A 25,327-nucleotide genomic window follows, 5' to 3' on the forward strand; every position below is an offset into this window, starting at 1 on the left:
GCTTATTTTAAAAAGGCTTTTATAACTTTTGCCGGGGTTTTACCCAAGTTGGTTAGTTTATACCATTTTGCCGCTGCAGGTATAACAAAGGTTTCGGCGTAGGCAAATACGTGGCGGCTGCCATCTGCGGTCTCTACCAAAACTCTTTGTCCGTCAACCAGCATCATAATGTGGCAGCAGTCGTTTGTATCTACACGGGTTTCGGCAGTAAACTCTATGCGGTGTATATCATAAAAATGATTAGGGTGCGTAGGTAAGTACACCAGCGTATGATCGGTTGTTTGCTCAATTACCGCGGGTATCGAGATATATTCCTCTTTAACTTTTTGGCCTTTACACTCAAAATTAAGGTTGTTAAAAGCGTGGTCTATATTAATTGGCCGTGGGTTCCCCTCAAGGTCCAGCCTCAGCCAGTCGTACATTTTAAATGTAAATATGTAAGGTGTAGCGCTAATTTCCAGCACCAGGTTGTTAGCGCCTGCACTATGGATGGTGCCGTTCGGTATCAGGAAAAGGTCGTGCTTTTTAGCCTGGTGCACCTGTACAAAATCCTCTATTTGCACTTCTGTGCTTTCATTCTGGCTTTTAATCAGCGCAGCCTGAAATTCATCCGGATCTATGTTATCCTGAAAACCCAGGTAAACATTCGCGTCTTCTTTACAGTCAAGTATATAGTAGGTTTCATCCTGTGTTATGTTCTCACCAAAAACTTCCTGGATATACTTTAGGCTGGGGTGGCATTGTATCGACAAGTTACCACCGTCAAACGTATCCAAAAAATCAAACCTTATCGGGAACTCGTCGCCAAATCTGTCTGCGTGTTTACCCAATACCTGCTGTTGGTTATTAAACATTAAAAAATCAAACGATGCCTCAAGCAGGTTACCATCACTTTCAAATATCAGTCCGTTTTCGGGCACTATCAATTCAAACGACCAGGCATAATTAACAACATCCTTATTAATACCCGGTATATGCTCTTTTATCCATTGCCCGCCCCAGGCGCCCGGCTCAAACCATGGCCTTACGCGGATAACCGATTGGCTCATTTTATTTAATCCTTCGGCAAAATCGGTTTTAAACATCCAGTTGATATTGTTCGCCCACTGGCCATCAGCCAACACGGTAATTTTATCAAGCAGTTGCTTTTTGTGCTGGTTAAGTAACACCCAGTCAACAAAGTAAAACCTTTTATACATCAGGTATGGTTCGTCAACTTTGCTGCTGCCCAGGTTTTTTATTGCTCCGGCCCTCATCCTGAACTGCAGCTCATTTTTAGGCATATCAATATATATTAAAGGCGCCTGCCAGTTAGCCAGCGATGCCCCTGTGCCTATTATGATGTTTATCTCAAACTCGCTGTTGGGTTGTTGTGCGCTCAGCCTTTCCGTTTGAAACAGGTCGTGAAGGGTTAACGTACATTTAGTACCCCAAACCGAATCTGCTGTACCCAGAAACGGCTTTACCAGGGTATCAACCTCAACCTCCGGTTTCAGATACTGCGTAGTTTCTACCCAGTTGATGCTAAAGCCCTTTAAAGCTATATGTTGTTCCAGGCCCGTTTTTACTTTATCCCAAAAGATGCCCGCGTAACCATCTATTACTACTGTTTTCTGCCTAATGATCCACCCGGCAAGAGCGTCATAACCATTGAATATTTTGTTGTCGCCCAGTTTGCAAACCGGATAAATATTATACTCTTCCCCTGCAACTGCTTCTGTACTTAATTTAGCAGGCATCAGTAGCTGAGCCGTTTTGCGAAGGCTGGCATCATCTAATTCTGCGTTTGCGGTTGGATTTTGAGATAAAGTTGAGTTCATATTAATTGTACAAATGTATATACATATTTAAAAGCGCGTTATAATTGCCCTTGCTGTTATTATAGTCGAATAAAGATTTATAGGGCTTATATAGATTATAATGTACAAACATATAAATAAAATCATAATTCCAAATTATTTCCGTAAAAAAAGTTGGGCGCTATTGGCGGTACGGCTAAATTTTAATTTATATTTCTATATGTTCAAACAAATTATCTAAATTTCAAAATACTTAATATTGCCGCATATTTTTAACAATGAAGTATTCTATAGATCATAAGAGCCCTATCCCGTTACATGCACAAGCAGAAACGCTGTTACGACAACTAATTGAGCAGGATGATTACCAAAACGGTAAAATTTTACCTAACGAAGTAGAACTGGCCAAAATGCTGGCCATATCACGTACCACTTTAAGGCAGGCAATTACCAAACTGGTTTTTGAGGGACTTTTGGTGCGTAAAAAACGAACCGGCACCAAGGTTGCGCAAGGCGCGGTAAGCTCGAAATCAAATAACTGGCTGAGCTTCTCGCAAGAAATGAAGTTAAGGGGCATTCCTATAAAAAACTTCGAATTTCATGTTACCTGGGTATACCCCGACGAAGCATTGGCTAATTTTTTTGAAATAAAAACCGATAGAAAAATACTAAAGATGGAGCGTGTAAGGGGTAAACCGGAAGAACCTTTCGTTTACTTTGCCTCATACTTTCACCCGCGTGTTGGTTTAACAGGCGAAGAGGACTTTAAAAGACCATTATACGAAATGCTGGAGCAAGAGCACTCGGTTATTGCCACCCTCTCCAAAGAAGAGATAAGCGCTAAAGCAGCAGATTCGTTCATAGCCAACAAACTTAAAATTGCCGCAGGCAGCCCGGTGTTATTTCGCAAACGTTTTGTGTTTGATCAGGGCGAGCGTCCTATTGAGTATAATTTGGGCTACTACAAAGCCGATAGCTTTGTTTATACGGTAGAAAGCTCGAGGTAGTAATTCTTTAATGTGAATAAAACTTTAACCCAGACACTTACTTTAATTTAAAAATTCCACCAGACATCTCTCCTGGGGGGCCTTCCCAAAGTGTAAGGCTCGCCAATACGCGGCACATTTACAGGTATACCCTCTTTTGCAGCAGCAGGCAAAAGCTGCTTTATTGCCTCGTTCCATGGATGATCGGCCTCTTCAAACTTAGCCCAATGGATTGGCTGCAGCAAGCGTGCCTGCAGGTCAGCACCGGCCCGGGCGGCCTGCCCCAGCCATAAATGCGCCCACGGCCAATTGGTGCTGTATTGCCCGCACTCGAGCATTGCCAGATCAAACGGCCCATATTTTTGGCCTATTTTTTTAAAGAGCGTACCATAACCGCTGTCGCCGCCATAAAACATCCTGTACTTGCCCGCTTGTATCACATATGATGCCCAAAGGGTTTTATTTGATTTAGAATAGGTACGGTTGCTGCGGTGCTGCGCCGGCGTAGCAGTTACCTGTAAGCCGCCTGGAAGTGTAACTGATTGCTCCCAGTTTAATTCAATGATGTTTTTACGATCAAACCCCCAATACACTAAAGTAGAACCCAAGCCCAGGGGCACTACAGCGGTTTTAATATGATCCTTCAATTTTCGTAATGTACTGTAGTCTAAGTGATCGTAGTGATCATGAGAGATGATCAGCACGTCAATTGGGGGCATATCTTTGGCATGGTAATGCGTTGTCCCTTTAAATGCTGTAACCAACCCAGGCACCGGCCCGGCATGGTTGCTTAAGATGGGATCAATAAGGATATTACCCTGCCCGGTTTTGATAAGCATAGACGAATGTCCAAACCAAACCACTGTTGGTGCGGGTGCTGTTAATGTATTCAAGTCGGTTTTTACCCAGGGAAGTCCAAGAGAGGGCCTGGTGATCTTCGAGCGGTTGTGGAATAGCAACAGCAACTTATTGCGCTTCACTGTTGAGTCAGTAAGCTCAGCCAGGTTTTCAAAAACGCCATTTTTGTAATTGGGTAAAGTATCTAACCGCGCAAGGTCTTCACCATCAGGATCTTTCCCCACCGATCGTACTATACCGCAACCTGCCGCTACTGTAAGCAAAAGCGCGGCTATTACTATCCTTAACCCCCTGTTATTCATTGTGATATTAACGTTGATATTCAAAAAATAGTCTAACAGCCGTACAGCGGGTAAAAGAAAAACCCCTTTGCCAGGAAATCTATCAACTTTAGCAGCATATAAAAAATGCGCTCCGGTAAATGGCCGGATACAGTGGTATAAACGGAAGTATGTATAAGTACCGGCTTTGCAAATGAACCATTCTTCCCCCTGATCCAAGGGAACCGGCTTTAGTCTACTTTGCCTGGTTTTCAACTACGGCCATCGCCATCACAAGCGATTCTCTTGCACTATCAATTAAATTGCATGTAATGTGTACCTTGATGATGGTGCCGTCCTTTTTAAGGTGTTTGACCACCCCGATGTCGTTGATTCCCTTTGTCAAATCATGAAAGATCATAATGGCGGCATTGATCTCTTCCGGCGGCCGAAGATCAAGCGCGCTCATTTTCAAAAACTCCTCTTTCGTATACCCGTAGCGGGCGGTTGCCGCGTCGTTCACGGCGGTGATCAGCATAGTGCGCCGGTTGATGATCCACATCGGGTTGGTATTCTGATCAAAATAGGTGCGATATTTGCGTTCGCTCTCCGAAAGCCGGCGCGTATGCCGTACGATGAGATAATATAACAGAACGCCGGTTATCAATACGTAAACAATGCCCTTGATACTCCCCAGGAAAAACACCTGCTCCGCCCCAAAGGTGGACTGCAAGGCTAATAACACCCTGTCACTTAAGGTGATCCATAAGATGCCCATAACAATATAAACAAGTGCAATCTTAAAAGCTCCGGTCCTCATGAATAGGTTTTTTAATTACTTAGGTTATTGAAGATAGTAAATTTCATATGATTGGGAAACAGAATTTAATAAAGAACCGGAAATCTGCGTTAAAAGCGAACTTATTGGTTCCATGTACTCCCAAAATTTACTATAAGGATTGGCAACATTAAGTCGCTCAGATAAGTGACTTATGCAATTTATATATTTGAAAAAAATAGATACGAAAAAAAAGAAGGGCAAGCGACCGATTTCTCGTGCTTGCCCTTTTCGGCTCCTGAGGCTGGGCTCGAACCAGCGACCCTCTGATTAACAGTCAGAAACATACCATTTTCGATATTTGTTTTTTTGTGTTTATCTATTGATATTCAAGTATTTATAATAATTGAACTTTTCGATTTTTGTCGATATTTATCGATTTTTGTGTCAAAAATATGCGAAAACTATGCGAAAAAAAAGTGCCAAAAATTGGGTTTTTAATATCATTAAGGCTATTTTTATACTGTTTCATTAAATTAAATATGCGAAAATATTCTGAAATATGGAAAAGATAACGAGAAAGCCTAAAATTTCATTATATCAAGATACCAGGAAGCCAACCCAAGATGGCATTTACCCGGTAAGAATTCTGGTCTACTACGGCACACAGCGGTATTTTTTTACCGGAATCCGCGTGTCTGAAGAGGATTTTGAAAACTCTTATAAGGCATCGAAACCTAAAGGCGACCGTCTTAAAGAGTTGAAGATCGAGCTGACAGCTATCGAATCACGAGCAAATGAAGTTGTTGACGAAATAAAGGTTTTCACTTTTGAAAAGTTCGAAAAGGAAATGTTCACAACCAGACGGTCCTTAACAAATGTCATTGACCATTACAAGTCTTATATCGCGGAATTGGATAAAAATGAACAAACCGGAACCTCGTCCAGTTATTCCTGTAGCATCAATTCTATAAAGGAATACATCAATAGCAGCCGTAGAAATCCTATCGAGGTCATTACTTTTGATATGATCACTCCGGACTTCCTCAACAGATACGAGAACTGGATGATCGCTCAGGATAACAGCAGAACAACAGTAGGTATATATTTAAGAGCTACCCGAAAGATATTTAATCAAGCTATCGAAGAAGGAATTATAGATAAAGAGCTTTATCCTTTTAAAAAGTATAAGATACCTACCGGCAAAAACACTAAGAAAGCTATCGAGGCTCCCGACCTCAAGAAATTATTTAATGCCGACACCAAGGGGAATGCCTTCCAGGAGAAAGCGAAAGCGTTTTGGTTTTTTAGCTACCAGTGTAATGGTATGAATATCAGAGATATTTCAGAACTAAAATTCAAAGATATACATGGAACCTATTTTTCCTTTTTAAGGCATAAAACTATCCGTACTACGAAAGAAGATCCGAAGCCCATAATTGTGCCGATGACCGATTATGTCAAATTGGTCATAGAAAAATACGGTAATAAAAATGGCAAGCCGAGTGATTATGTATTCCCCATTTTCAGTCCTGGTATGGACGCTAAGGAACGTCACCGTGTTAACCAAAATTTCGTCCGCTTCATCAATCAGCACATGAAAAAACTGGCGAATGCTAATGGTATGGATATTAAAGGGACCATGGAAGCCAGGCACTCTTTTACGACCCAGGTTACCAGAAAACAAGGGTTGGAATTTGCCCAGGAAGCTTTAGGCCATACTACTTTTGGTACTACCCAAAATTATTGGGCCGGCTTTCAAAGTGAAACTAAAAAGGAAATGGCGGATATGCTGATGAATTTCGACGAGCAAAAAAGTAAAAGGACCGCCAGTCCTGCAAAGCGCGTTGCCAGACGGGTACGCTTGTAAAATTCTTTGAGCATCCGGTACGTAATTACATATCTGCGTACCATCATAGCTATCAGCAATAACAAGAGAAGCAAAAAGTTGATGAGGGCATCAGTAAGAAATTAACATTAGATGTTCAGCAACATGAATATTAAAACAAGAAACAATAGCAAAAGCACAACAACAAAGAATAATAACAGTACAACAAATAACAATAACAACAGCACAACAAGAAATAATAGTAATAGCACGACAAAATTTAATAACTTTATCACAGCAAACAGAAATAACACGGGTACAGAGAAACCTACCAGGCAATCAAAGAACACAAACTACAATGGCGACACCAAGAGAAAGATTTGTTACAGCCCTAAATGTCCTCAAGGAATTACAGGATAAAGGAACGGTAGCGATACACACCGGAGATATAGCCAACCGCAGTTATCGGGAAATACTGCTAAAGAATGGATTTATAACAGAAGTATTAAATGGTTGGTACATCAGTTCAGATCCTGGTGCGATGCCAGGAGATACAACATCATGGTATAGTTCTTACTGGGATTTTTGTAAAAGATTTCTTGAACATAAGTACAAAGGGTCTTGGTGCCTGATGGCCGATCAATCTCTAAAGATCCATGCGGGGGACAGATCTGTTCCACTTCAGTTATTTATCAGGTCACCAAAAGGAAATAACATTCCGACACCCTTCATACACGGAACCTCTCTTTTTAACTTGCGATTGGAACTCCCCGAAAAAAATGTCAGTATAATAGATAACGGGTTAAGAATGTATAGTCTGGCGGGCTCATTGATCTACTGCACCAAAGGAATGTTCACCAGTAACCCGATAGATACAAGAACCGCCCTTTCCCTTATCAGCGACGCGTCTGAGATATTGACAATACTTCTTGAAAAAGGACATACCTCTATCGGTGGCCGGTTGGCGGGCGCTTTCAGGAATATAGGCCGTGAGAAGATAGCAGACCAGATCATGGAAACAATGAAAGAGGCAGGTTACGATATCCGGGAGGAAGATCCTTTTGAAACGGCAATGCCGATCAACTTATCGCCAAGGGAACGTTCACCCTTTGTCAACAGAATAAAACTGATGTGGCAGCAAATGCGCCCACAGATCATAAACGATTTTCCAAAAGAACCGGGTATACAGCCGGACCATGCAGAATACCTAAAACAGGTGAATGATATCTATCTTACTGACGCTTACCACTCCTTGTCAATAGAACGATACAAGGTCACCCCAGAGCTGATCAACCGGGTGAGTTCAGGTCAATGGGACACCAAGGAAAATGAAGATGACAGAAAGCAGGTAGATGCAATGGCAGCCCGTGGGTACTTCCAGGCTTTTGAAAGTGTGAAGGAAACGATCAGCAAAGTATTGGCCGGAGCGAATGCAGGAGATGTAGCTGAACGAGATCACCAACGATGGTACCGTCAACTATTTGACCCGAGCGTCACCGCTGGTTTGCTTAAAGCAACTGATCTGGCAGGCTACAGGACAAACCAGGTTTATATCAGAGGCGCACAACATGTACCATTAGGTGTGGAGGCCATGAGAGATGCTATGCCGGCATTGTTTGAACTTTTGCAAGCGGAAGAATCAGCAGCGGTGCGTGCCGTTCTCGGGCATTTTATTTTTGTATTTATTCACCCTTATTCCGATGGTAACGGAAGGATCGGCAGGTTTTTGCTAAATGTAATGCTGGCTTCAGGCGGCTATCCCTGGACGGTGATCCCTGTCGAAAAGCGACAGGATTATATGAAAGCGTTAGAGCAAGCCAGCGTACAGCAAGACATTACCCATTTTTCCAAATTTATAGCCGAGCTTGTAAGAGAGACCATGCAGGGAAAACCTTCAGCTCATTTGCCTGATCAATGAAATTTAAATAGTGAATTTCCCGTTATCACTTTTGATCATAACTCTCAGCAGTGCCGAGAGTTATGATCAAAAGTTCTACCAGTCTTAAAGGAAAGATGTTCAGTGCGTACAATCAAAGAGCTGTTGGGTTTTTTTGAAAACCAGCCTTACACCGTGCGGAACAAAAGCCAATGATCTTCCCCTTGAAATGAACGGTGTCAGCATAGCCGGCTAAGGCCATCCCACAAACCGGGTCTTTAGCGTTGTTTATTTTGGTTTTTGCAGAAGCCATTTCAGGGTGCAGTAAAGGCTCCAGCGCGCTATCGTACATCGTCCTTACACTTTCGACGATAGCTTTATCCGTGTTATGTTCACTGCCGCCTTTTACCGGTGGCTGCGGGTCATACTCCAGGTCGAGCATCACTGTTTGGGTATATTCTTCTCCCATGATATCGTTGATCAAACCCAGGCTCATATCTATACCGGCAGAAACACCCGCGCTCGTCCAGTATTTGCCGCTTTTGACATAACGTTTATCCGCTGCATTGATCCCGAACTCATCTTTCAGCAGCTTCTTTCCATACCAATGCGTGGTTGCTTCATGATCTTTAAGCAGGCCCGTTGCCGCCAATATCCAAGCCCCGGTACAAACACTGGTCGTATATTTGGAGCGGGCATCGATCGCTTTGATCCAGTTTAGAAGCTCCGTATCCTTGGTCGCAGTGTAAGTTTCATTCAAACCACCGGGAATGACCAGGATATCCAATTGTTTTACTTCACTGATAGAGGTATCGCACTGTACCTTTAGTCCGTTGCCGGTAGTTATCAACCCTTTGTGGCGTCCAACAAAAAACACTTTGGCTCCCATCAGTTCACTCAATACATGATACGGTCCCATCGCATCTAAAACGGCGTAGTTATCATAAAGCAGTATACCTACGGTCTTAATATTTACTTTGGGCTCAGGCATCATTACGGTCTTCTGAGCCGAATGAGCTTTTGTTTCGGCTTTTTTTGTATGCTTTGATTTGCTGTTACAGGCTGCGATCACCAAAATGAGCGATGCTGCGAAAAGTAGTTTTTTCATTGTTTTTAGAATTTAGCGATCATGGTAATTCCGTAGGTTCTCGGGCTACCCAGCAGGAAAGAGTTGAAAGAACCGTAGGCGATATATTTTTTATCCGACAGGTTCCTTGCCTGGAGGTTCCGCTGAAATTGACCACCTGATTCCGATTTAAAGTGACCACCCATTCCGGATTCAAAGTGAGCAGGGTATTCCGGATCAAACTGACCACCCCGTTTTTGTAACTACGCTTTAGATACTGCTTGTGCTGTTTAGAAGCGTGATATGGCGACCCGATGAAAAAGTTAATCGGGAGCCTGATCGCGTAAGGGAAATGGTCCTGTAAAGCCGCTATTAAAGCGATGGACGATGATTACCGAAAGAGATATGCGGTAACTACCCAGGTGTTTCAAGCTTCTAAGAAAAAGCATGAGCGCCACCAGACCAATTGGGAAAAGGTAAATAAGCTATCTTTGTTTTATGCTGCTAAAGCATCTGCTGCATTTCTTTGCCAGCAAAATAGGTGGTCAGTTTGCCACGGAATAGGGTGTAACATATCTCCGAAACACCCAATGAACCCCTCTTTTAGAAGCGGAATTTTTGGTGATCCTCCTTTAAATACCCATAGAGGTTATAATTCTTTTAATAACACATTAGTATTTCGTGATGAAACATTAGACTTAGACGAAATATTGACGGCACTTGAAAGTATACACGGTAATTGCAGGTTATACGATTTCTAGATTGTACCTCTTCAATCAAAGAAACCTTTAAAACTAAAATAGCTGCGAGACAACCAAATGAAATTGCTGGGTTTTTGCGGCAAATAAATGCTGCAAAATGTTCTAACGTCAAGCAAAGGAATTTCGACAGCGGTATGCAAATGCTGAAAAAGTATGCGAAAACTATGCGAAAAAAAAAATCCCCACTCGCCAGAGTGGGGATAAATCATTGATTTTTAGGCTCCTGAGGCTGGGCTCGAACCAGCGACCCTCTGATTAACAGTCAGATGCTCTAACCGGCTGAGCTACTCAGGAGTGTTTTCCGGTTTGGAGTGTGCAAAAGTATGATTTCTGGGGTAATTTCACAATATTTGCACAAAAAAAATTTAAAAATATTTTACATGAGTTTGTTAGTTATTGGTACTGTGGCGTTTGACGCAATCGAGACCCCTTTTGGTAAGACGGATAAAATTGTTGGGGGCGCTGCAACCTATGCAAGTTTGGCTGCTTCGTACTTTTACGACAAGATAAAGATAGTGGCCGTAGTAGGCGACGATTTCCCGAGGGAGGAGGTTGAAAACCTTAACCAGCACGGCATAGATACCGAAGGCCTGCAGGTAAAGCAGGGAGAAAAGTCCTTTTTCTGGAGTGGTAAGTATCATAATGATATGAATAGCCGCGATACTTTAGCTACCGAACTGAACGTGCTGGCTGATTTTGATCCCATTATACCTGATGCCTACCAGGATTGCGAATACCTGATGTTGGGCAACCTTACCCCGCAGGTACAACAAACGGTTATTAAACGCCTTAAAAACCGCCCTAAGCTTATTGTAATGGACACCATGAACTTCTGGATGGATATTGCCATGGACGACCTTATGGAAACCATTAAGATGGTGGACGTTTTGACCATTAACGATGCCGAGGCCCGCCAGCTATCTGGCGAATACTCCCTGGTAAAGGCCGCAAAAAAGATCCTTACCATGGGCCCTAAATACCTGATCATTAAAAAGGGCGAGCATGGCGCGCTGCTATTCCATGATGAGCACATATTCTCTGCACCTGCGCTTCCGCTGGCCGAAGTATTTGACCCTACCGGCGCCGGTGATACCTTTGCAGGCGGCTTTATTGGCTATATAGCCAAAGTAGGTACTGTAAACTTCAATAACATGAAAAACGCTATCATCTTCGGCTCGGCTTTGGCATCGTTCTGCGTAGAAAAGTTCGGCACCGAAAAGATAAAAAACCTTACCGAACAGGAAATTGCGGCACGTGTACAGGAGTTTGTACAGCTATCAACCTTTGATATAAAATAATAGATGTGCAGATTACAGATGGACATATATGCAAATAAGCAGCGAACATCTGCACATCTGTAACCTGCACATATTTACACATCCGTTATTAATATTCCAGCCATTTTTTTATTTTAACGCCTACCATATCGCCATCGGCATACTTGCCGCTCTGGTTATTCAAAACGCGTAAAATGGCACCGCCATTTTCCAGTATCAGGTCCTCGTAAAAGCCTTTAAAAAGTACCTGCTTAACCGTCCATTTACTGGTCATCAGTATATCGTTCAGGCGTATCCACTCTGGATAGATCACTACAAACTCTTTGGTGGCCTCAATGCCGCAAGCTTTGGCGTCCTGCGTAGTAAGCACATTGCAATTGGTGAGCAGCTCGGCGGTGTACAAACTAAGCGGGGTATGGTAAAGCGTTTTTGGATGCCCCCTTTCTACTATATCGCCCTGTTTTAAAACAATAAGGTCATCGGCCATAGAAAGTACCTCAGCGGGATCATGCGATACCATTATCACCGTAAGGCCGGTTTGCCTTACTATCTGCCGTATATCGTGCTGCAAGCCTTCGCGAAACGAGGTGTCGACCTGGTTAAAGGGTTCATCGAGCAACAATACCTGGGGGCGTGTAATAATGGCCCGGGCAATGGCTACACGTTGTTTTTCGCCGCCGCTCAGGTCGGCTACGCGCTTATAGGCCAGTTGCATCATATTTAGTTGGGTTAAAACCTGTTCGGTTTTTTCCTCCTTCAGCTTAACATTTGTACTGGGCAGCATAGCCGATACGTTATCCCAAACGCGGGCAAAAAGGTTCAGGTCATCCGTATGCTGGGTAACCATTTTCATAGCATCGTGGCCGGGTATCAGCTTTTCATCGGGTCCCCAAATACGTTCTCCTTTAAACGTTACGGTACCTGCATCGGGCGAGAGGAGGCCGTACAACAAGCGAAGTAACGTACTTTTTCCGCTACCGCTTTCGCCTATAATGGCGGTTATCTTTCCCGGCTCAATATCAAGGCTGATATCTTTTACCCCCGACGCTACCGCACCGCCATAACTTTTACTTACTAAATTTGCCTGCAAAAAAGGTATATCTGCCATTGCCGACAAAGATAACCGGGATTGAGCAAATTCAACAGATTTTTAGGATTTTGAAGAACAAGGGGTCAACAGGTTTGAATTTTCAGTAAATCCGTAAATCAAACCAATCCATTACTCACTTGGCGGTTTACTCACCACTACTCCGCTTCACTTTCGACCCGCTTTACTTTGTAAAGATGGTAAAGAAAAAAACAAAACCCTCTTTCCGCCTGCGGAGAGAGGGGGGGGGGGCCGAGCGAAGCAATGACCGGGTGAGTCAAACGGCGCGTAGGTTGAACAACATGCTTAAATCACAAGTCTTAAAGTCGATTTAGCTATAGACTATCAATTACAGGCTACATACTAAGCTACCAGCCCACGCTCATCCCGAAAGAAAAGTTACGCAACCCATCCTGCGCGGGGCTGTTCTCGAACATATTATTGAAGTAATATTTGGTAAACACGCCTATTGAACCATACCCGGCCCTTAAAGATGCACCATACCTGAACTTGGCAAAGTGATAATTGCCGCTCAACTTCTGATCGCCTTTTTCCTTACTTTCCTGTTTCAGGCTGCTGCTGATGAGTGCGCCCATTTCAAATCCGCCAACAAAATGAAAGCGCCTGCCGTCGTCGTCGTTATGCGTGCGGAAATCGAACGCTACAGGTACACGTATGTAGGTGGCGGATAACCTGTTTTTATCATATCTAACATCATCGCGGGTGTAGGTTAAAACGGGCTGATCGCGCAATATAGTCACGCTTTCGCGCAGGCGCAGGTTTGTCCAGTCAAAACCGCCCGAGGTATATATCCTGAACGAACTGTTAAAGCGATAGCTTAGCTGCAATATGTCAAACCCAATGTTGCTGCTGCGCCATGACCGGTAATTTAAAAATTGGTTGGTGGGCGATAGTTTAAAACTACCATTATCGTTAAGGGTGGTTAAGCCTATATCAAACCTTGTAAAGGTAAGTCCGAAGGAAAAACCCGGCGCCTTTGAAGCATAACTGGTAGTATCATTTATAGACACCTGTGCAACATCGTCGCCAAAGCCAAGCTTTATCCTGGTGCGGCGCGTTTTGGTTGTATCGGTTTCGGTTTTAACAGAATCGGTTTGTGCGAACACAACGGTTGCTGTTAAGCTTATTATTGCAGTAAAAATCAGGCGTTTCATATAAAAAGAATTTTGATTTGGTGTTTATTGATCTGGTGATCTCATTTGCGCATATAATCTGCGCATCCGGTTATCTGTTAATCTTGTTTTTTAATTTTAATAAAGCCCAGGTTAAGTCCGCTCACTATTGATTCGTCCTCGTCTTTTGTATCCGAAAACTCTATCAGCTTATCCTTACGCTTATCCACTTTGCTAACAACAACGTTGATCAGGTCGCCAAGGTTCCTTATGCGGTGCTTTTTGGCAGGCGCAGCCGCAATGGTTTTGGCGCCTGTTACCGGCTGTGCGGCTAAGGTACCCGCGGTAGCACTAACCTCATCCGGCATTATAATCTTTTCGTTCAAAGGAGTTTGCTTGTCGGGTACAACAAACTTTATATCATCCTCGGTTTTTTGAACGGTTTGTGCCAGTTGTGTGGCAGGCTGTAATATTTCCTGATACGGTACCGGCACCACCGGCGCAGGTGATACATCAGGCGTGATATTGTTTTTTGCCTTTTGCCGGCGCGGCCTTGTTGTGGCATTTAAGGCAACGCCTTTTTGCAATGGCGGTTCAATTGTTTCAGTTGCTGCAACAACCGGTTCAATGGCTTTTACCGGCTTGTTTACTTTAACCGCGGTTATTTGCACGGGCTTTTCAACATCATCCTTTACGCCGTACATAAAATACAACCCGGCGCTAAGCAATATAATTAAACTGGCTGCAGCGCCCAGGTAAGTTTTCCAGCGCCTTTTTTTCATATCCAGGCCAGAAGTGATTTTAGCCCACACCTTGTCCGATGGCTCAGCCTCAAGATTATCCAAACCTGATTTGAATAACCGGTCAATTTCTTTATCCTGCATATCCATACTTTTTATTGTCCATTTTTAATATCTGTTCTTTTAAAATAGCCCGGGCCCTTGACAATTGCGACTTCGAGGCCCCTTCACTTATCCCCACTATTTCGGCTATTTCTTTATGCGAATAACCATCAATGGCATATAGGTTAAATACCATACGATATCCGGGCGATAAGGCTTTTATCAGCACCAACAGATCTTTTGCTTCCAGGCTGCTTGCGGCGGCTGCATTTACAGATGGCTCGTGCCCCGAATCGGCAATGTCAACCACCTGCATCATTTTATGATGGCGGCGGTAATACTCAATAGAGCTATGTACCATTATTCGCCTTATCCAACCTTCAAAAGAACCATCGCCCCTGTAATCGGCTATTTTTTGAAACACTTTTATAAACCCATTCTGCAACATATCCTCGGCTTCCATCCTATCGGTGGCGTAACGCATACAAACCCCCAGCATTTTTGAAGCAAATTGCTTGTATAGCAACTCCTGTGCCTTACGCTGGCCGGCCTTGCAGCATTGTACCAGATGATCAATAGTAGTTTTAGGTTCCAAAAACATCATTTACAGGTAAGATGTGGAAGTGCTACAAATGGTTGCATGCATTGTAAAATAATTTCTCTAAATTTCGTTTGGCCTTTAACGGCTTAAAGTAACCTATCTTTATCTGTAATGAAAACATTTCAACTTTTTATCATCACTATTTTATCAGCCTTTAGCGTTAACGCGCAGGATACCACCTATATGCTTTTAAAACCCGCCCGCGTTTTCGACGGGCAAGCCATACACAGTAACTGGTATGTGTTGGTTAAAGGCAAACACATAGAGGCGGCCGGCGAACCATCAACGATTAACATACCGGCAACTGCAAAGATCATCGAATTAAAAGGCATGACTTTGCTGCCCGGATTGATAGAGGGCCACTCGCATTTATTTTTGCACCCTTACAACGAAACCAAATGGACCGATCAGGTAATGAACGAAAGCCGCGCAGAGCGCACAGCCCGGGCTGTTGAACATGCAAAAGCTACTTTGATGGCAGGCTTCACCACCGTACGCGACCTGGGGACAGAAGGGGCTGCTTATGATGATGTGGGTTTAAAAACCGCGATCAGTAAAGGCGTAATACCCGGCCCCAGGATGCTGGTAGCAACCCGCGCCATTGTTACCACGGGTGCCTACGGGCCAAAAAGCAGCGTTGCCGAATGGCACCCGGTGCTTGGCGCCGAAGAAGCGGATGGTGTTGAAGGAATATCAAGAGTGGTGCGCTCGCAGATTGGTTACGGTGCCGATGTGGTAAAACTGTATGCCGATTACTGGGCTACCGACGAGGGCGCCACCCCTACTTTTACAGTTGATGAGCTAAAAGCCGCTGTAGCAGTGGCCAATAGCCGCGGCAGCCAGGTGGTAGTACACTCAGGCACAGAAGAGGGTATGCGCCGCGCGATAATAGCAGGAGCCAGCACTATTGAGCACGGCGATGGCGGCACGCCTGAATTATTCAAAATGATGAAAGAAAAAGGGATAGCCTTATGCCCCACACTTGCAGCAACAGAAGCCAACGACAGGTACCGCGGATGGAAAAAAGGTGTTGATGCCGACCCGGAAGACGTAATAACAAAACGCAAGATGTTCAGGGAAGCGTTAAGCGCCGGGGTTACTATATGTATGGGCGGCGATGTTGGCGTGTTTGCACATGGCGAAAATGCCCGTGAAATGCTCTTAATGGCCGAGTACGGAATGAAACCGGTTGATGTGTTAAGATCGGCAACATCGGTAAACGCCGGGGTGTTTGGGCTAAAAAAGTTGGGTAGCATCAAGGCTGGTTACCTTGCGGATATCATAGCTGTTGAGGGTAATCCCGCGAAAGATATTAAAGCAGTACAGCAGGTGAAATTGGTGATGAAGGATGGCAAGATTTATTTACAGAAGTAAACGATAAATGCTTGCAAACCCTCGAAAATTCCTGAAAAAATCCGAGAAAATTCTAAGTTTTTAGGGATTATTTCTCTCTCTGAAATACTTATAGATCTTCACAGCCGACATCAGGATAAGGCTGAAAAGGATGATACCGATAACACCGAAGATCCAGTTCACCGTGCTTTTTAGCACTACCAAAAATACGATGGCGAAAAGCAGGATGGTTGCCAGTTCGTTCCACAGGCGTAGTTGGGTAGATGTCCATTTGAAGTTGCCTTGTGCCATTTGTTTCATCTTTTTCTGGCAGATGAAATGGTATATAACCAAACCAGTTACAAACAGCAGTTTAATGTGCAGCCACCTTTGCGGCACCAATGCGGCAGCATGCAGGTGGATCATTAACGCCCCGGCGATAATAACCAGGTACATGCTTGGGGTAGTGATGATCCACCAAAGCTTTCGCTCCATAACCTCAAACTGTTCGGACAATATCGTGCGGGCAGGCTCGGGCTTTGCCTGCGCCTCGGTATGATAAATAAACAGGCGCACCATGTAAAACAGCCCCGCCATCCAGCAGACTACAAATATGATATGTATGGCTAAAACGTATTGGTACATGTTTTTTTCTATGGCATTGCGAGCGATAGCGCGGCAAACTCGTCGGATGCAAAGCGTGTATGCATTGGCTACGAGATTGCCGCGTCGCTACGCTCTTCGCATTGACATCTCTATTTATTTAATACTTAAACTCTTTTATCACCTCTACCGCGTACTTCACATTATCAAACGGGATATCGGGCATAATGCCGTGGCCCAGGTTAAAAATGAAGCCATTTTCGCCCTTCATTCGCCCAAAAAGGTTATAAATTCGCTCTTTTATCACCTTTTTATCGGCATATAAGATATGCGGATCAAGATTGCCTTGTACGGCGATATTTTTCGGCAACCGGTTCTTGATATCCAGCAGGTCAGCGTTCCAGTCGATTGAAATTACATCCGGTTTTGCCTCAGCCATTAACGGCGCGAATACCGAACTACCTTTGCAGAACGATATCACCGGGATATCCTTCCTGTTCAGTTTACTAATGATCTCCACAATGTAGCGGTGCGAAAATTCGGTATAATCATCCCATGATAATGCCTGCGCCCAGCTATCAAATATCTGTACAGCGTTTACCCCTGCCGCTATCTGCAGGTTCAGGTAATCGGCCGTAACCGTAGCAATTTTTGATAAAAGTTGATGCGCCATTTCGGGATGGTTATGCAGCATCAGTTTGGTCAGTTTGAAATCTTTTGACGATCCGCCTTCAACCAAATAGCTCATCACGGTAAACGGCGCGCCTGCAAACCCGATCAACGGGATGCTGCCATTTAAACGCTGCTGAATTACGTTGATAGCATCGGCTACATATTGCAGCCTGTCGCCCACGTTGGTTTGCAGGTTATCGATATCGGCCTGTGTACGCACGGGGTTAGCAAACTTGGGCCCTACGCCTTGTGTAAAGCTCAGATCGCCGCCCATGGCTTCGCCGGTAACCAGGATGTCGGAAAACAAGATGGCGGCATCAATACCCAGCAGATCAACCGGCAGCATGGTAACATCGGCAGCCAGCTCGGGCGTTTTGCACATCTCCAGGAAAGAATACTTATTTTTGATCTCCCAGTACTCGGGCATAAAACGGCCTGCCTGGCGCATCATCCACACCGGCGGGCGTTCTGTTTTTTCTGAAAATGCGGCTTTTATAAATAACGAATCTTTCATATTTGTGGAGAGGCAAGGTAACAGGAATCAGGATTCAAGACAAAAATAATCCTGGTTCTTGATTCTTATTATCTTGCCTCTTTATTTGTGTTTGCTTAATTCCTGCTCAACCTTCCAGATCACATCCTTCATTTTGGCAGTTATGTTGTCTTTATGTTTTTCGGTAAGCTGCAGGTATATCCTCGCTTTTTCAAAGTTACCGTTACGCACATTAATATTGGCCACATGCACCAGCGCGGCCACATGGTCGTTTGCACTGCGTAATGGATATAAGGCAGCTAATTCATAGTGCTGTTCGGCTTCGGCATATTCACGTTTTTGCAGGCATATCCCACCGTATATAAATTCATAAAACCCGCGGCGCTTTTTACTGAGCCATTCGGGTTTCGGAACCTGCTTTAATAAAGCTTCGGCTTTATCGTAATCCTTCTGGTGAAAAGCCTTAGCCGCCAATACAATAGTTCCCTGTTTAAAGTAGCCCCATATCAGCAGCGCAATAAACATCAGGGCTAAAGCAGCTAACTGGTATGCCTGGTACTTAACGGCTACGGCCATTAAAACTATAAACATCCCCGCTACTAATATCCTGGCCCTGTTTGTAAACATGCAGTATTAGTGATTGTCTGTAAATTTATAACCTACACCCCGTATCGAGTGGAAATAAACCGGGTTTTTAGGGTCCGGTTCAAAGTACTTACGGAACGTCAGTATAAAGTTATCGATAGTGCGGGTTGACGGATACACATCGTAATTCCAAACGGTTTCCAATATCTGCTCACGCGATACCGCCTCGTTACGGCGCTCTATCAGCAATTTCAGCAGCATAGTTTCCTTTTTGGTAAGCGGTGTAATACTTTCATCGCCGTTAACCAGTTCAAAAGAGTTAAAATGGATGGTTTTGTCGCCTATCTTGTAACTGTTGAATTCTTTCAGGTCGTCGCCTTTCAGGCTGCGTTTTACCAGGTTGTTAACACGAAGGATCAACTCTTCCAGGTTAAACGGCTTGGTCAGATAGTCATCTGCGCCTTTTTTCAGGCCCGATATTTTATCCTCGTTGGTGTTTTTTGCGGTAAGGAACATGATAGGCACCTCAGAGTTTTCAAGTCTTATGGTTTCTGCAACCACAAAGCCGTCAATTTCGGGCATCATCACATCCAGTATTACCAGGTTAAATCGCTCTTCCTTAAAAATTTGAAGGGCTTTTTTACCGTTATTCGCTGTAGAAACTTTATACCCCTCCAGCTCGAGGTTTAACTTAATAGCCTCTAATAGATGCTCTTCGTCTTCGGCTAATAAAATTCTTTTTTTGTTCAGCATGGTCGCTATTGTTTAGGTTAATGCAAATACTACTTCAAATACGCTGCCGGCAGGGCGGTTGTCTTTAACTTTTATACTGGCCTGGTGTTTATCTAATACCTCTTTAACAATGTATAAACCCAAGCCCGTCCCTTTTGTATTGCGTGTATCTTCGCTGCCTACACGATAAAATTTATCAAAGATGCGTGACTTTTCACTATCAGCAATACCTATGCCATGGTCTGCCACCTGAAAGTAAACTTTACCCTCTTTCTCAAACAGCCTGACATTAACGGTTTCGCAGGGGCTGGAATATTTTACAGCGTTCTCTACCAGGTTGGTAACCACCGAAGTTAAAGCAAACTTATCGCCTGTTATCTCTATTTTAGGCTCGATCTCGGCATTTATGATCTGCTGGTTGCAATCGCACTTGCTTATTTGCAGGCGGTTAACAATGCTGTCAACCAAAACCGACAGGTTGAATTTTGCCTTCGGAAAGGTGTACGAGCGGTTATCAATTTTTGATGCAAGCAGCATGTTCTCTACCATATCATCCAGCCGCTCTACATCAAGTAACGACTTATCGATAAAGTTCAATATCTGCACTTTTGTCAGGTCGCGCTTTTGAATAGTCTGCAATAATATTTTTATAGATGCCAGCGGCGACTTCAGTTCGTGCGTTACCGAAAGCAGGAAGTTCTTTTTCTGTTCCTGCAGTTTGGCTTCGCGGTTAAGCGATTGATGTAAAAAATATGCCCCGATCAAAAAAACGGTGATGAACATCATGCCCTCGCCCATGATCATCCCCTTACGGCTTGGATTAAGATGTACCAGCATATATCCCCACCATATCAGTTCGGCAACCGCATAAATAATGATGGCATAAAATATTACGAGTGTCTTTTTCATAACTTCTCAATTTGCGGTTGGCAGTTATTTGGCAAACTGCTAACCGGCAACTGCAAACTTATTTTCCAAATACAATATCCAGACTATCAAATATAGCTGTTTTTGTTGTTTCTAAATCGGCTTGTGTGTGGGCGGCCGATATAAAGCCAACCTCGTAGCCCGACGGACCTAAATAAATGCCTCTGTTGATCAGTTCCCGGTGCATTTCTTTAAATTTGGCCATGCTGCCCGGGTCAATGTCTTCTGCGGTTGTGATAGTTTCTTTATCGGTAAATGCAAACCAAAATATCGATCCAATGGTGAACACCTTGAATTGATACGTACGTTCAGCCACAAAATTCTGAATATCTTTTACAAAACCCGCGGTTTTTGCATGCAGATCATCGTAAAAACCAGGTTTTAACAGCTCGCTTAATTGGGCGATACCCGCTGCCATAGCAACCGGATTTCCTGATAAGGTACCCGCCTGGTAAACTGAGCCTACGGGGGATATATGATCCATTACCTGTGCCGATGCACCGTAAGCCCCAACAGGCAAACCGCCGCCGATGATCTTACCATAAGTAATGATATCCGGCTGGATGCCATAATAAGCAGCCGCGCCTTCAAAACCCACACGGAAACCCGAGATCACCTCATCAAAGATCAGCATGGCGCCGTTATCGGTACAGATCTGGCGCAGGTAATTTAGATAATCCTGCGTTTGCAGCAACAAGCCGTTGTTAGCAGGCACAGGCTCGATGATAACCGCTGCAATTTGCCCCCTAAACTCATCAAAGGCCTCCTGCAGGGCTTTTTTATCATTTAACGACACTACTATCGTTTCATCAGCAAAAGCCTTTGGTACGCCTGCAGACGAGGTTTCGCCGAAGGTTACCAGGCCCGAGCCCGCTTTAACTAAAAGACTATCCGAGTGGCCATGATAGCAGCCTTCAAATTTTAAGATCTTGTCGCGCTTGGTGTAGCCCCTTGCCAGCCTGATGGCCGACATTACCGCTTCGGTGCCCGAGCTTACAAACCGTATTTTTTGGATGAATTTATTATTGCCGAGGATAAGTTCCGCCAGTTCGTTCTCCAACGCCGTAGGCGCACCGAAAGACATGCCTTTCTGCATTACCCCGGTTACCTTTTCGCGAACGGCCGGGTTGTTGTGACCCAAAATAAGCGGCCCCCATGAGCAGCAAAAATCAACAAACTCGTTACCGTCGGCATCCCAAATATGGCTGCCGTCGCCTTTTTCGATAAAAAGCGGCGTACCGTAAACAGATTTAAACGCCCGTACCGGCGAGTTTACACCACCCGGGAAATAGGTCTTTGCTTTTTCGTACAGTTCTGCAGATCTTGCTCTGCTAATATCAGGTTTGTTCATTTGTTCTTTCTTTCTAACCCGTCATTGCGAGGTACGAAGCAATCTCCCGGGATGCATATCGGTTATGCACAGTTCTGAGATTGCTTCGTACCTCGCAATGACGTTTTGTTATTTCACTATTACAACCACTTATTCAGCAGCACCTCTTTGGCATGGTAGGTTAATATCGCGCTGGCGCCTGCACGGCGGATGCTGGTAAGCACCTCGGTAATGGCGCGCTGCTCGTTCAGCCAGCCTTTTTGTATGGCGGCTTTGATCATAGCGTATTCGCCGCTCACATTGTAAGCCGCAACGGGCAGCTCTGTATCGTCTTTTATGAGTTTAATAACATCCAGGTATGAAAGGGCTGGTTTCACCATCAGGAAATCCGCTCCTTCGGCCTCATCTAAACGGGCTTCTATCAGCGCTTCCCGCTGGTTGGCAGGATTCATCTGGTAGGTTTTTTTATCGCCAAATTTCGGGGCCGAATTTAACGCATCCCTAAACGGACCATAGAACGCGCTGGCATATTTTGCGGAGTACGACATGATAGATACGCCGGTAAAACCGTTGTCGTCAAGCACCTGGCGAATGTAACCCACACGGCCATCCATCATATCTGATGGGGCAATAATATCCGCCCCGCTGCGGGCATGGGCCAAAGCCATTTTACCTAATATCTCGAGGGTCTCATCATTTAATATCTCGCCATTTTCAACTACGCCATCATGGCCATCGCTGCTGTATGGGTCCATCGCAACGTCGGTAATTACGCAAGCTTCCGGGAATTCCTTCTTTACGGCACGGATGGCGCGCAGGTAAAGGCTCTCATCTCGGTGGCTTTCGGTGGCATATTTGTCTTTTAATGATTCTTCTATATTAGGGAACAAGTCGAAAGCGTTTAAACCCAGCTTAAGGCAGCTTTCTACCTCGCGCAGTAAATTATCTATCGAATACCTGAAGATGCCGGGCATTGATGCCACTTCGGTTTTTTGGTTTTCGCCATCCACAATAAACAGCGGGAATATCAGGTTAGCAGCGCTAACATGCGTTTCCTGCACCATTTGGCGGATAACTTCACTTTTTCTATTTCGTCTTGGTCGTTGTAGCATTTTCTTAGTCCATAGACCATGGTCGATAGTCCATAGTCGGCTTCAATTATATAATCGTAAAATCAGTCTATGGACTATCGACCATCGACTATTGACTTCTCTATATTCCAAACACCGCCTCTGCCAGCCCGACTTCGTCGGGAGAGAAAGGCAGGGTATATTTTACTCCCATTTCATCAAACTTTTTACCGGTTGATTTACCAATGGCTATCACCTTTTGGCCAGGCTCCAGCAGGTTATCGGCAAAGTAGGCCTCCACATTGCTTGGGCTGGTAAATACCATTACGTCAGCGCCGCTTGGCTCCACGTCCTCCTCCAGTACGGTTTCGTAAACGGGCAGATCAATTATCTTAGTTTCGGCAGACAAGCCCTGCTGGATACTCCGCATGGGGTTATCAGCCCCGGGGAATAATATTGTTGTACCGTTGGCCAGTTCGGCAAAGTCGGCGGCTACATCAGCCGTGTCGTTACTTTCGCCAACAAAATCGGCAAAGTGGCCATTGCGGCGCAGCATATCTTCGCTGCCGGCACCCATCACCCCAAATTTTACCTTTTTAGGAAACTGGGGCGATAGTTTAAAAAAGTACTCCACCGCGTTCTTACTGGTAAAAAACACCCAATCTATATTTTTCAGGATGTACGAATCGAACCGGGTGATAATCGGTACGGTGCGGATAAGCGACCGCGCTTCGATCTCTATTTTATGTTTCTCTAATGCCTTGCGGAAATAGCTGGTTTCCGAAATATCCCGGGATATAAATACTTTATTAGGGAATTTTCTGTCTTTTGCAAAACGGCTTACTATTTTATCTGCCACGCCATCCAGGGTATCACTTTCGATAAAATACCGGTCCGGAAATTCGTCGGCATCTTCCGCCTTTGATGTAAACACCTGGAACTTGCCATCGTCGCGCCGGCAGTAAACACCCAGCGGTAAATGGCAGCCACCACCAAACATTTTTAATACACCGCGCTCCAGGGCCAATTCTTCAGCAACTTCGGGATGGTGCAACGCCTGTAGGGCTTCAAACAATTCAGCATTATTTTCGCGTACCTGGATAGCCAGTACCCCTTGCGCCGGAGCAGGGATAAATTCTGTGGGGGTCAACTCCTCAACATGAAACTCGCTCAGGTCGATACCTAAACGGGATACACCTGCCTTGGCAAGCATAATGGCATCATATTTCTCGTCGCGCAGTTTGCCTATGCGGGTTGGCACATTGCCGCGCAGTTCTTCTATCTCCAGATCGGGCCGTACGGCCAGTAGCTGGGCCTTGCGCCGGTTAGATGATGTACCCACCATGCCACCAAACTTTACGGATAGCTTTTGACGGACATCCACACAGTCCTTCAAGATCAACAACAGTTCAGCCGGGTCTTCCCGTTCTGAAACTGCTGCGATGATGAGTCCCGGAGGGTTTTCTGTTGGCAGGTCCTTATGCGAGTGCACAGCAATATCTATAGTGCCTGCCAATAATTCTTCTTCTAATTCCTTGGTAAAAAAGCCCTTTCCTTCCAGCTTATCAAAGCTCAGGTTAAGGATGCGGTCGCCCTGTGTTTTTATAATCTTAAGTTCGGCGGTAATGTTTATCGCGGCCAGGCTGTCCTTTACAAAGTTTGCCTGCCATAAAGCTAATTCGCTGCCACGCGTTCCTATTATTACTGTTCTGTCCAAAGGGATAAATTTTTACAGCACAAATTTAAATTTTTATGCACAGTAATATAGTATTAATTAAGGATATGAGAGTGGGCTGACTATTATTGTTTAGCTGGAAGCTTACCTATGCCAACAGCGAGAGAACCGTTTGTGCTTTCATGAAACGTCAGTCCGCTCAATTGCCGCGGAGGGCTGTTACTTTGTCTTGATACAAAGTAACCAAAAATCAAGTCAGCAAAAAGGCTTCTTCGCCGCACAGGGCTTTACCCCGCAAATCGTGCAGAACCACGGGCTGGAAACCTTTGCCCCACGCTTCGCCGCGCAAGCCTCACGCTTCAGCAAAATTTCCTATGCCCTTGCCACGCTCAAGGCCACCATGTTCTGCCCACTTTCGGCCGAAGCTGTTTTGCTGACGGGGCAAGAAAAAACTAAATAAATCGTTACAAAAAGTACTGCCCTAACGACACCTCAAAATGCGGCATTGGCCTGTTCGGGTGGCACAGGCATTGCCCCGGCAGAACCTTTCACAGAACAGGACGCAGCCGCGACTTTTCTTTGGTTACTTTCTTTTGAGAGAAAAGAAAGTAACATCCACTGACGATCATATTGCGTACTGCCAATCCTAACGGAGAACTAACTTCACATCAGGCGAGATTATGCAGACAGGAAGGGTTGATCGATGTTATTTTGATGATTAGTGTGGTAAGCTGAAAGCTTACCTTGTGCTACACC

At 44.6% G+C, this 25,327-nt stretch carries 23 protein-coding genes and 1 tRNA gene; 7 read left to right on the forward strand and 17 right to left on the reverse strand.

Annotated features, from left to right (window positions below; genetic code table 11):
- Window positions 1-2 precede the first annotated feature (2 nt).
- Window positions 3-1,820 (reverse strand): class I mannose-6-phosphate isomerase, encoded by a 1,818-nt coding sequence (locus HDC91_RS10675; RefSeq protein WP_183551847.1) that lies wholly within the window; start codon window positions 1,818-1,820, stop codon window positions 3-5.
- A 257-nt stretch (window positions 1,821-2,077) separates the two neighbouring features.
- Here HDC91_RS10675 and HDC91_RS10680 point away from each other — a divergent pair, with 257 nt between their 5' ends.
- Entirely contained in the window at window positions 2,078-2,806 is a 729-nt protein-coding gene (locus HDC91_RS10680; protein WP_162429474.1) for a GntR family transcriptional regulator, read from the forward strand.
- 47 nt (window positions 2,807-2,853) lie between these two features.
- Here the strand turns inward: HDC91_RS10680 and HDC91_RS10685 are convergent, their stop codons facing one another.
- Both HDC91_RS10685 and HDC91_RS10690 read right to left on the reverse strand, forming a co-directional pair.
- Window positions 2,854-3,945, reverse strand: coding sequence for an MBL fold metallo-hydrolase (locus HDC91_RS10685; protein ID WP_183551849.1), 1,092 nt, complete (start codon window positions 3,943-3,945; stop codon window positions 2,854-2,856).
- A 214-nt stretch (window positions 3,946-4,159) separates the two neighbouring features.
- On the reverse strand, window positions 4,160-4,723 hold the full coding sequence (locus HDC91_RS10690) for a PAS domain S-box protein (protein WP_183551852.1): 564 nt from the start codon (window positions 4,721-4,723) through the stop codon (window positions 4,160-4,162).
- 520 nt (window positions 4,724-5,243) lie between these two features.
- Between HDC91_RS10690 and HDC91_RS10695 the strand changes: the two genes are divergently transcribed.
- Complete coding sequence (locus HDC91_RS10695; protein WP_183551855.1) at window positions 5,244-6,551, forward strand: site-specific integrase; 1,308 nt, start codon at window positions 5,244-5,246, stop codon at window positions 6,549-6,551.
- A gap of 316 nt (window positions 6,552-6,867) precedes the next feature.
- Entirely contained in the window at window positions 6,868-8,427 is a 1,560-nt protein-coding gene (locus tag HDC91_RS10700; protein ID WP_183551858.1) for a Fic family protein, read from the forward strand.
- 112 nt (window positions 8,428-8,539) lie between these two features.
- Here HDC91_RS10700 and HDC91_RS10705 read toward each other — a convergent pair whose 3' ends face one another.
- Window positions 8,540-9,493, reverse strand: coding sequence for a DJ-1/PfpI family protein (locus HDC91_RS10705; RefSeq protein ID WP_183551861.1), 954 nt, complete (start codon window positions 9,491-9,493; stop codon window positions 8,540-8,542).
- A gap of 338 nt (window positions 9,494-9,831) precedes the next feature.
- Between HDC91_RS10705 and HDC91_RS10710 the strand changes: the two genes are divergently transcribed.
- Window positions 9,832-10,212 carry a hypothetical protein gene (locus HDC91_RS10710; protein ID WP_183551864.1) on the forward strand — a complete coding sequence of 127 codons (381 nt, stop codon included), beginning with the start codon at window positions 9,832-9,834 and terminating at the stop codon, window positions 10,210-10,212.
- Between the two features lie 220 nt (window positions 10,213-10,432).
- Here HDC91_RS10710 and HDC91_RS10715 read toward each other — a convergent pair.
- Window positions 10,433-10,506 (reverse strand) — tRNA-Asn (locus tag HDC91_RS10715).
- An 86-nt stretch (window positions 10,507-10,592) separates the two neighbouring features.
- Between HDC91_RS10715 and HDC91_RS10720 the strand changes: the two genes are divergently transcribed.
- On the forward strand, window positions 10,593-11,510 hold the full coding sequence (locus tag HDC91_RS10720) for a PfkB family carbohydrate kinase (protein ID WP_183551867.1): 918 nt from the start codon (window positions 10,593-10,595) through the stop codon (window positions 11,508-11,510).
- An 88-nt stretch (window positions 11,511-11,598) separates the two neighbouring features.
- On the opposite strand, the gene HDC91_RS10725 is transcribed toward HDC91_RS10720, so the two are convergent.
- The 4 genes from HDC91_RS10725 to HDC91_RS10740 all read right to left on the reverse strand — a co-directional run bounded on the left by HDC91_RS10725 (window position 11,599) and on the right by HDC91_RS10740 (window position 15,152).
- A complete protein-coding gene (locus HDC91_RS10725; RefSeq protein WP_183551870.1) occupies window positions 11,599-12,597 on the reverse strand; it encodes an ABC transporter ATP-binding protein in 999 nt (332 codons plus the stop codon).
- 347 nt (window positions 12,598-12,944) lie between these two features.
- On the reverse strand, window positions 12,945-13,751 hold the full coding sequence (locus HDC91_RS10730; protein WP_183551873.1) for an outer membrane beta-barrel protein: 807 nt from the start codon (window positions 13,749-13,751) through the stop codon (window positions 12,945-12,947).
- Window positions 13,752-13,828: 77 nt separating this feature from the next.
- Complete coding sequence (locus HDC91_RS10735; protein WP_183551875.1) at window positions 13,829-14,599, reverse strand: hypothetical protein; 771 nt, start codon at window positions 14,597-14,599, stop codon at window positions 13,829-13,831.
- Entirely contained in the window at window positions 14,583-15,152 is a 570-nt protein-coding gene (locus HDC91_RS10740) for an RNA polymerase sigma factor (RefSeq protein ID WP_162433075.1), read from the reverse strand. Before HDC91_RS10740 ends, HDC91_RS10735 begins: the two co-directional genes overlap by 17 nt.
- Window positions 15,153-15,263: 111 nt before the next feature.
- Here HDC91_RS10740 and HDC91_RS10745 point away from each other — a divergent pair, with 111 nt between their 5' ends.
- Complete coding sequence (locus HDC91_RS10745; RefSeq protein ID WP_183551878.1) at window positions 15,264-16,526, forward strand: amidohydrolase family protein; 1,263 nt, start codon at window positions 15,264-15,266, stop codon at window positions 16,524-16,526.
- A gap of 60 nt (window positions 16,527-16,586) precedes the next feature.
- Here the strand turns inward: HDC91_RS10745 and hemJ are convergent, their stop codons facing one another.
- The 8 genes from hemJ to hemC all read right to left on the reverse strand — a co-directional run bounded on the left by hemJ (window position 16,587) and on the right by hemC (window position 24,613).
- Window positions 16,587-17,129, reverse strand: a complete 543-nt coding sequence (gene hemJ, locus HDC91_RS10750; protein ID WP_183551881.1) for a protoporphyrinogen oxidase HemJ — start codon at window positions 17,127-17,129, stop codon at window positions 16,587-16,589.
- A gap of 118 nt (window positions 17,130-17,247) precedes the next feature.
- A complete protein-coding gene (gene hemE / locus HDC91_RS10755; RefSeq protein WP_183551884.1) occupies window positions 17,248-18,273 on the reverse strand; it encodes a uroporphyrinogen decarboxylase in 1,026 nt (341 codons plus the stop codon).
- A gap of 81 nt (window positions 18,274-18,354) precedes the next feature.
- Window positions 18,355-18,879: a tol-pal system YbgF family protein gene (locus HDC91_RS10760; RefSeq protein ID WP_183551886.1), complete on the reverse strand. Its 525-nt coding sequence runs from the start codon at window positions 18,877-18,879 to the stop codon at window positions 18,355-18,357.
- 6 nt (window positions 18,880-18,885) lie between these two features.
- Window positions 18,886-19,590, reverse strand: coding sequence for a response regulator transcription factor (locus HDC91_RS10765; RefSeq protein ID WP_162429491.1), 705 nt, complete (start codon window positions 19,588-19,590; stop codon window positions 18,886-18,888).
- Window positions 19,591-19,602: 12 nt separating this feature from the next.
- Window positions 19,603-20,478, reverse strand: coding sequence for a sensor histidine kinase KdpD (locus tag HDC91_RS10770; protein WP_162429492.1), 876 nt, complete (start codon window positions 20,476-20,478; stop codon window positions 19,603-19,605).
- A gap of 58 nt (window positions 20,479-20,536) precedes the next feature.
- A complete protein-coding gene (hemL, locus tag HDC91_RS10775; protein ID WP_183551889.1) occupies window positions 20,537-21,847 on the reverse strand; it encodes a glutamate-1-semialdehyde 2,1-aminomutase in 1,311 nt (436 codons plus the stop codon).
- 119 nt (window positions 21,848-21,966) lie between these two features.
- Window positions 21,967-22,938 (reverse strand): porphobilinogen synthase, encoded by a 972-nt coding sequence (hemB, locus tag HDC91_RS10780; protein ID WP_183551892.1) that lies wholly within the window; start codon window positions 22,936-22,938, stop codon window positions 21,967-21,969.
- A 100-nt stretch (window positions 22,939-23,038) separates the two neighbouring features.
- Window positions 23,039-24,613: a hydroxymethylbilane synthase gene (gene hemC, locus HDC91_RS10785; protein WP_183551895.1), complete on the reverse strand. Its 1,575-nt coding sequence runs from the start codon at window positions 24,611-24,613 to the stop codon at window positions 23,039-23,041.
- 187 nt (window positions 24,614-24,800) lie between these two features.
- Between hemC and HDC91_RS10790 the strand changes: the two genes are divergently transcribed.
- Window positions 24,801-25,031 (forward strand): hypothetical protein, encoded by a 231-nt coding sequence (locus tag HDC91_RS10790; protein ID WP_183551898.1) that lies wholly within the window; start codon window positions 24,801-24,803, stop codon window positions 25,029-25,031.
- Window positions 25,032-25,327 lie beyond the last annotated feature (296 nt).

Origin of the sequence: Mucilaginibacter sp. AK015 (assembly GCF_014200785.1) — a bacterium.
GTDB lineage: Bacteria > Bacteroidota > Bacteroidia > Sphingobacteriales > Sphingobacteriaceae > Mucilaginibacter.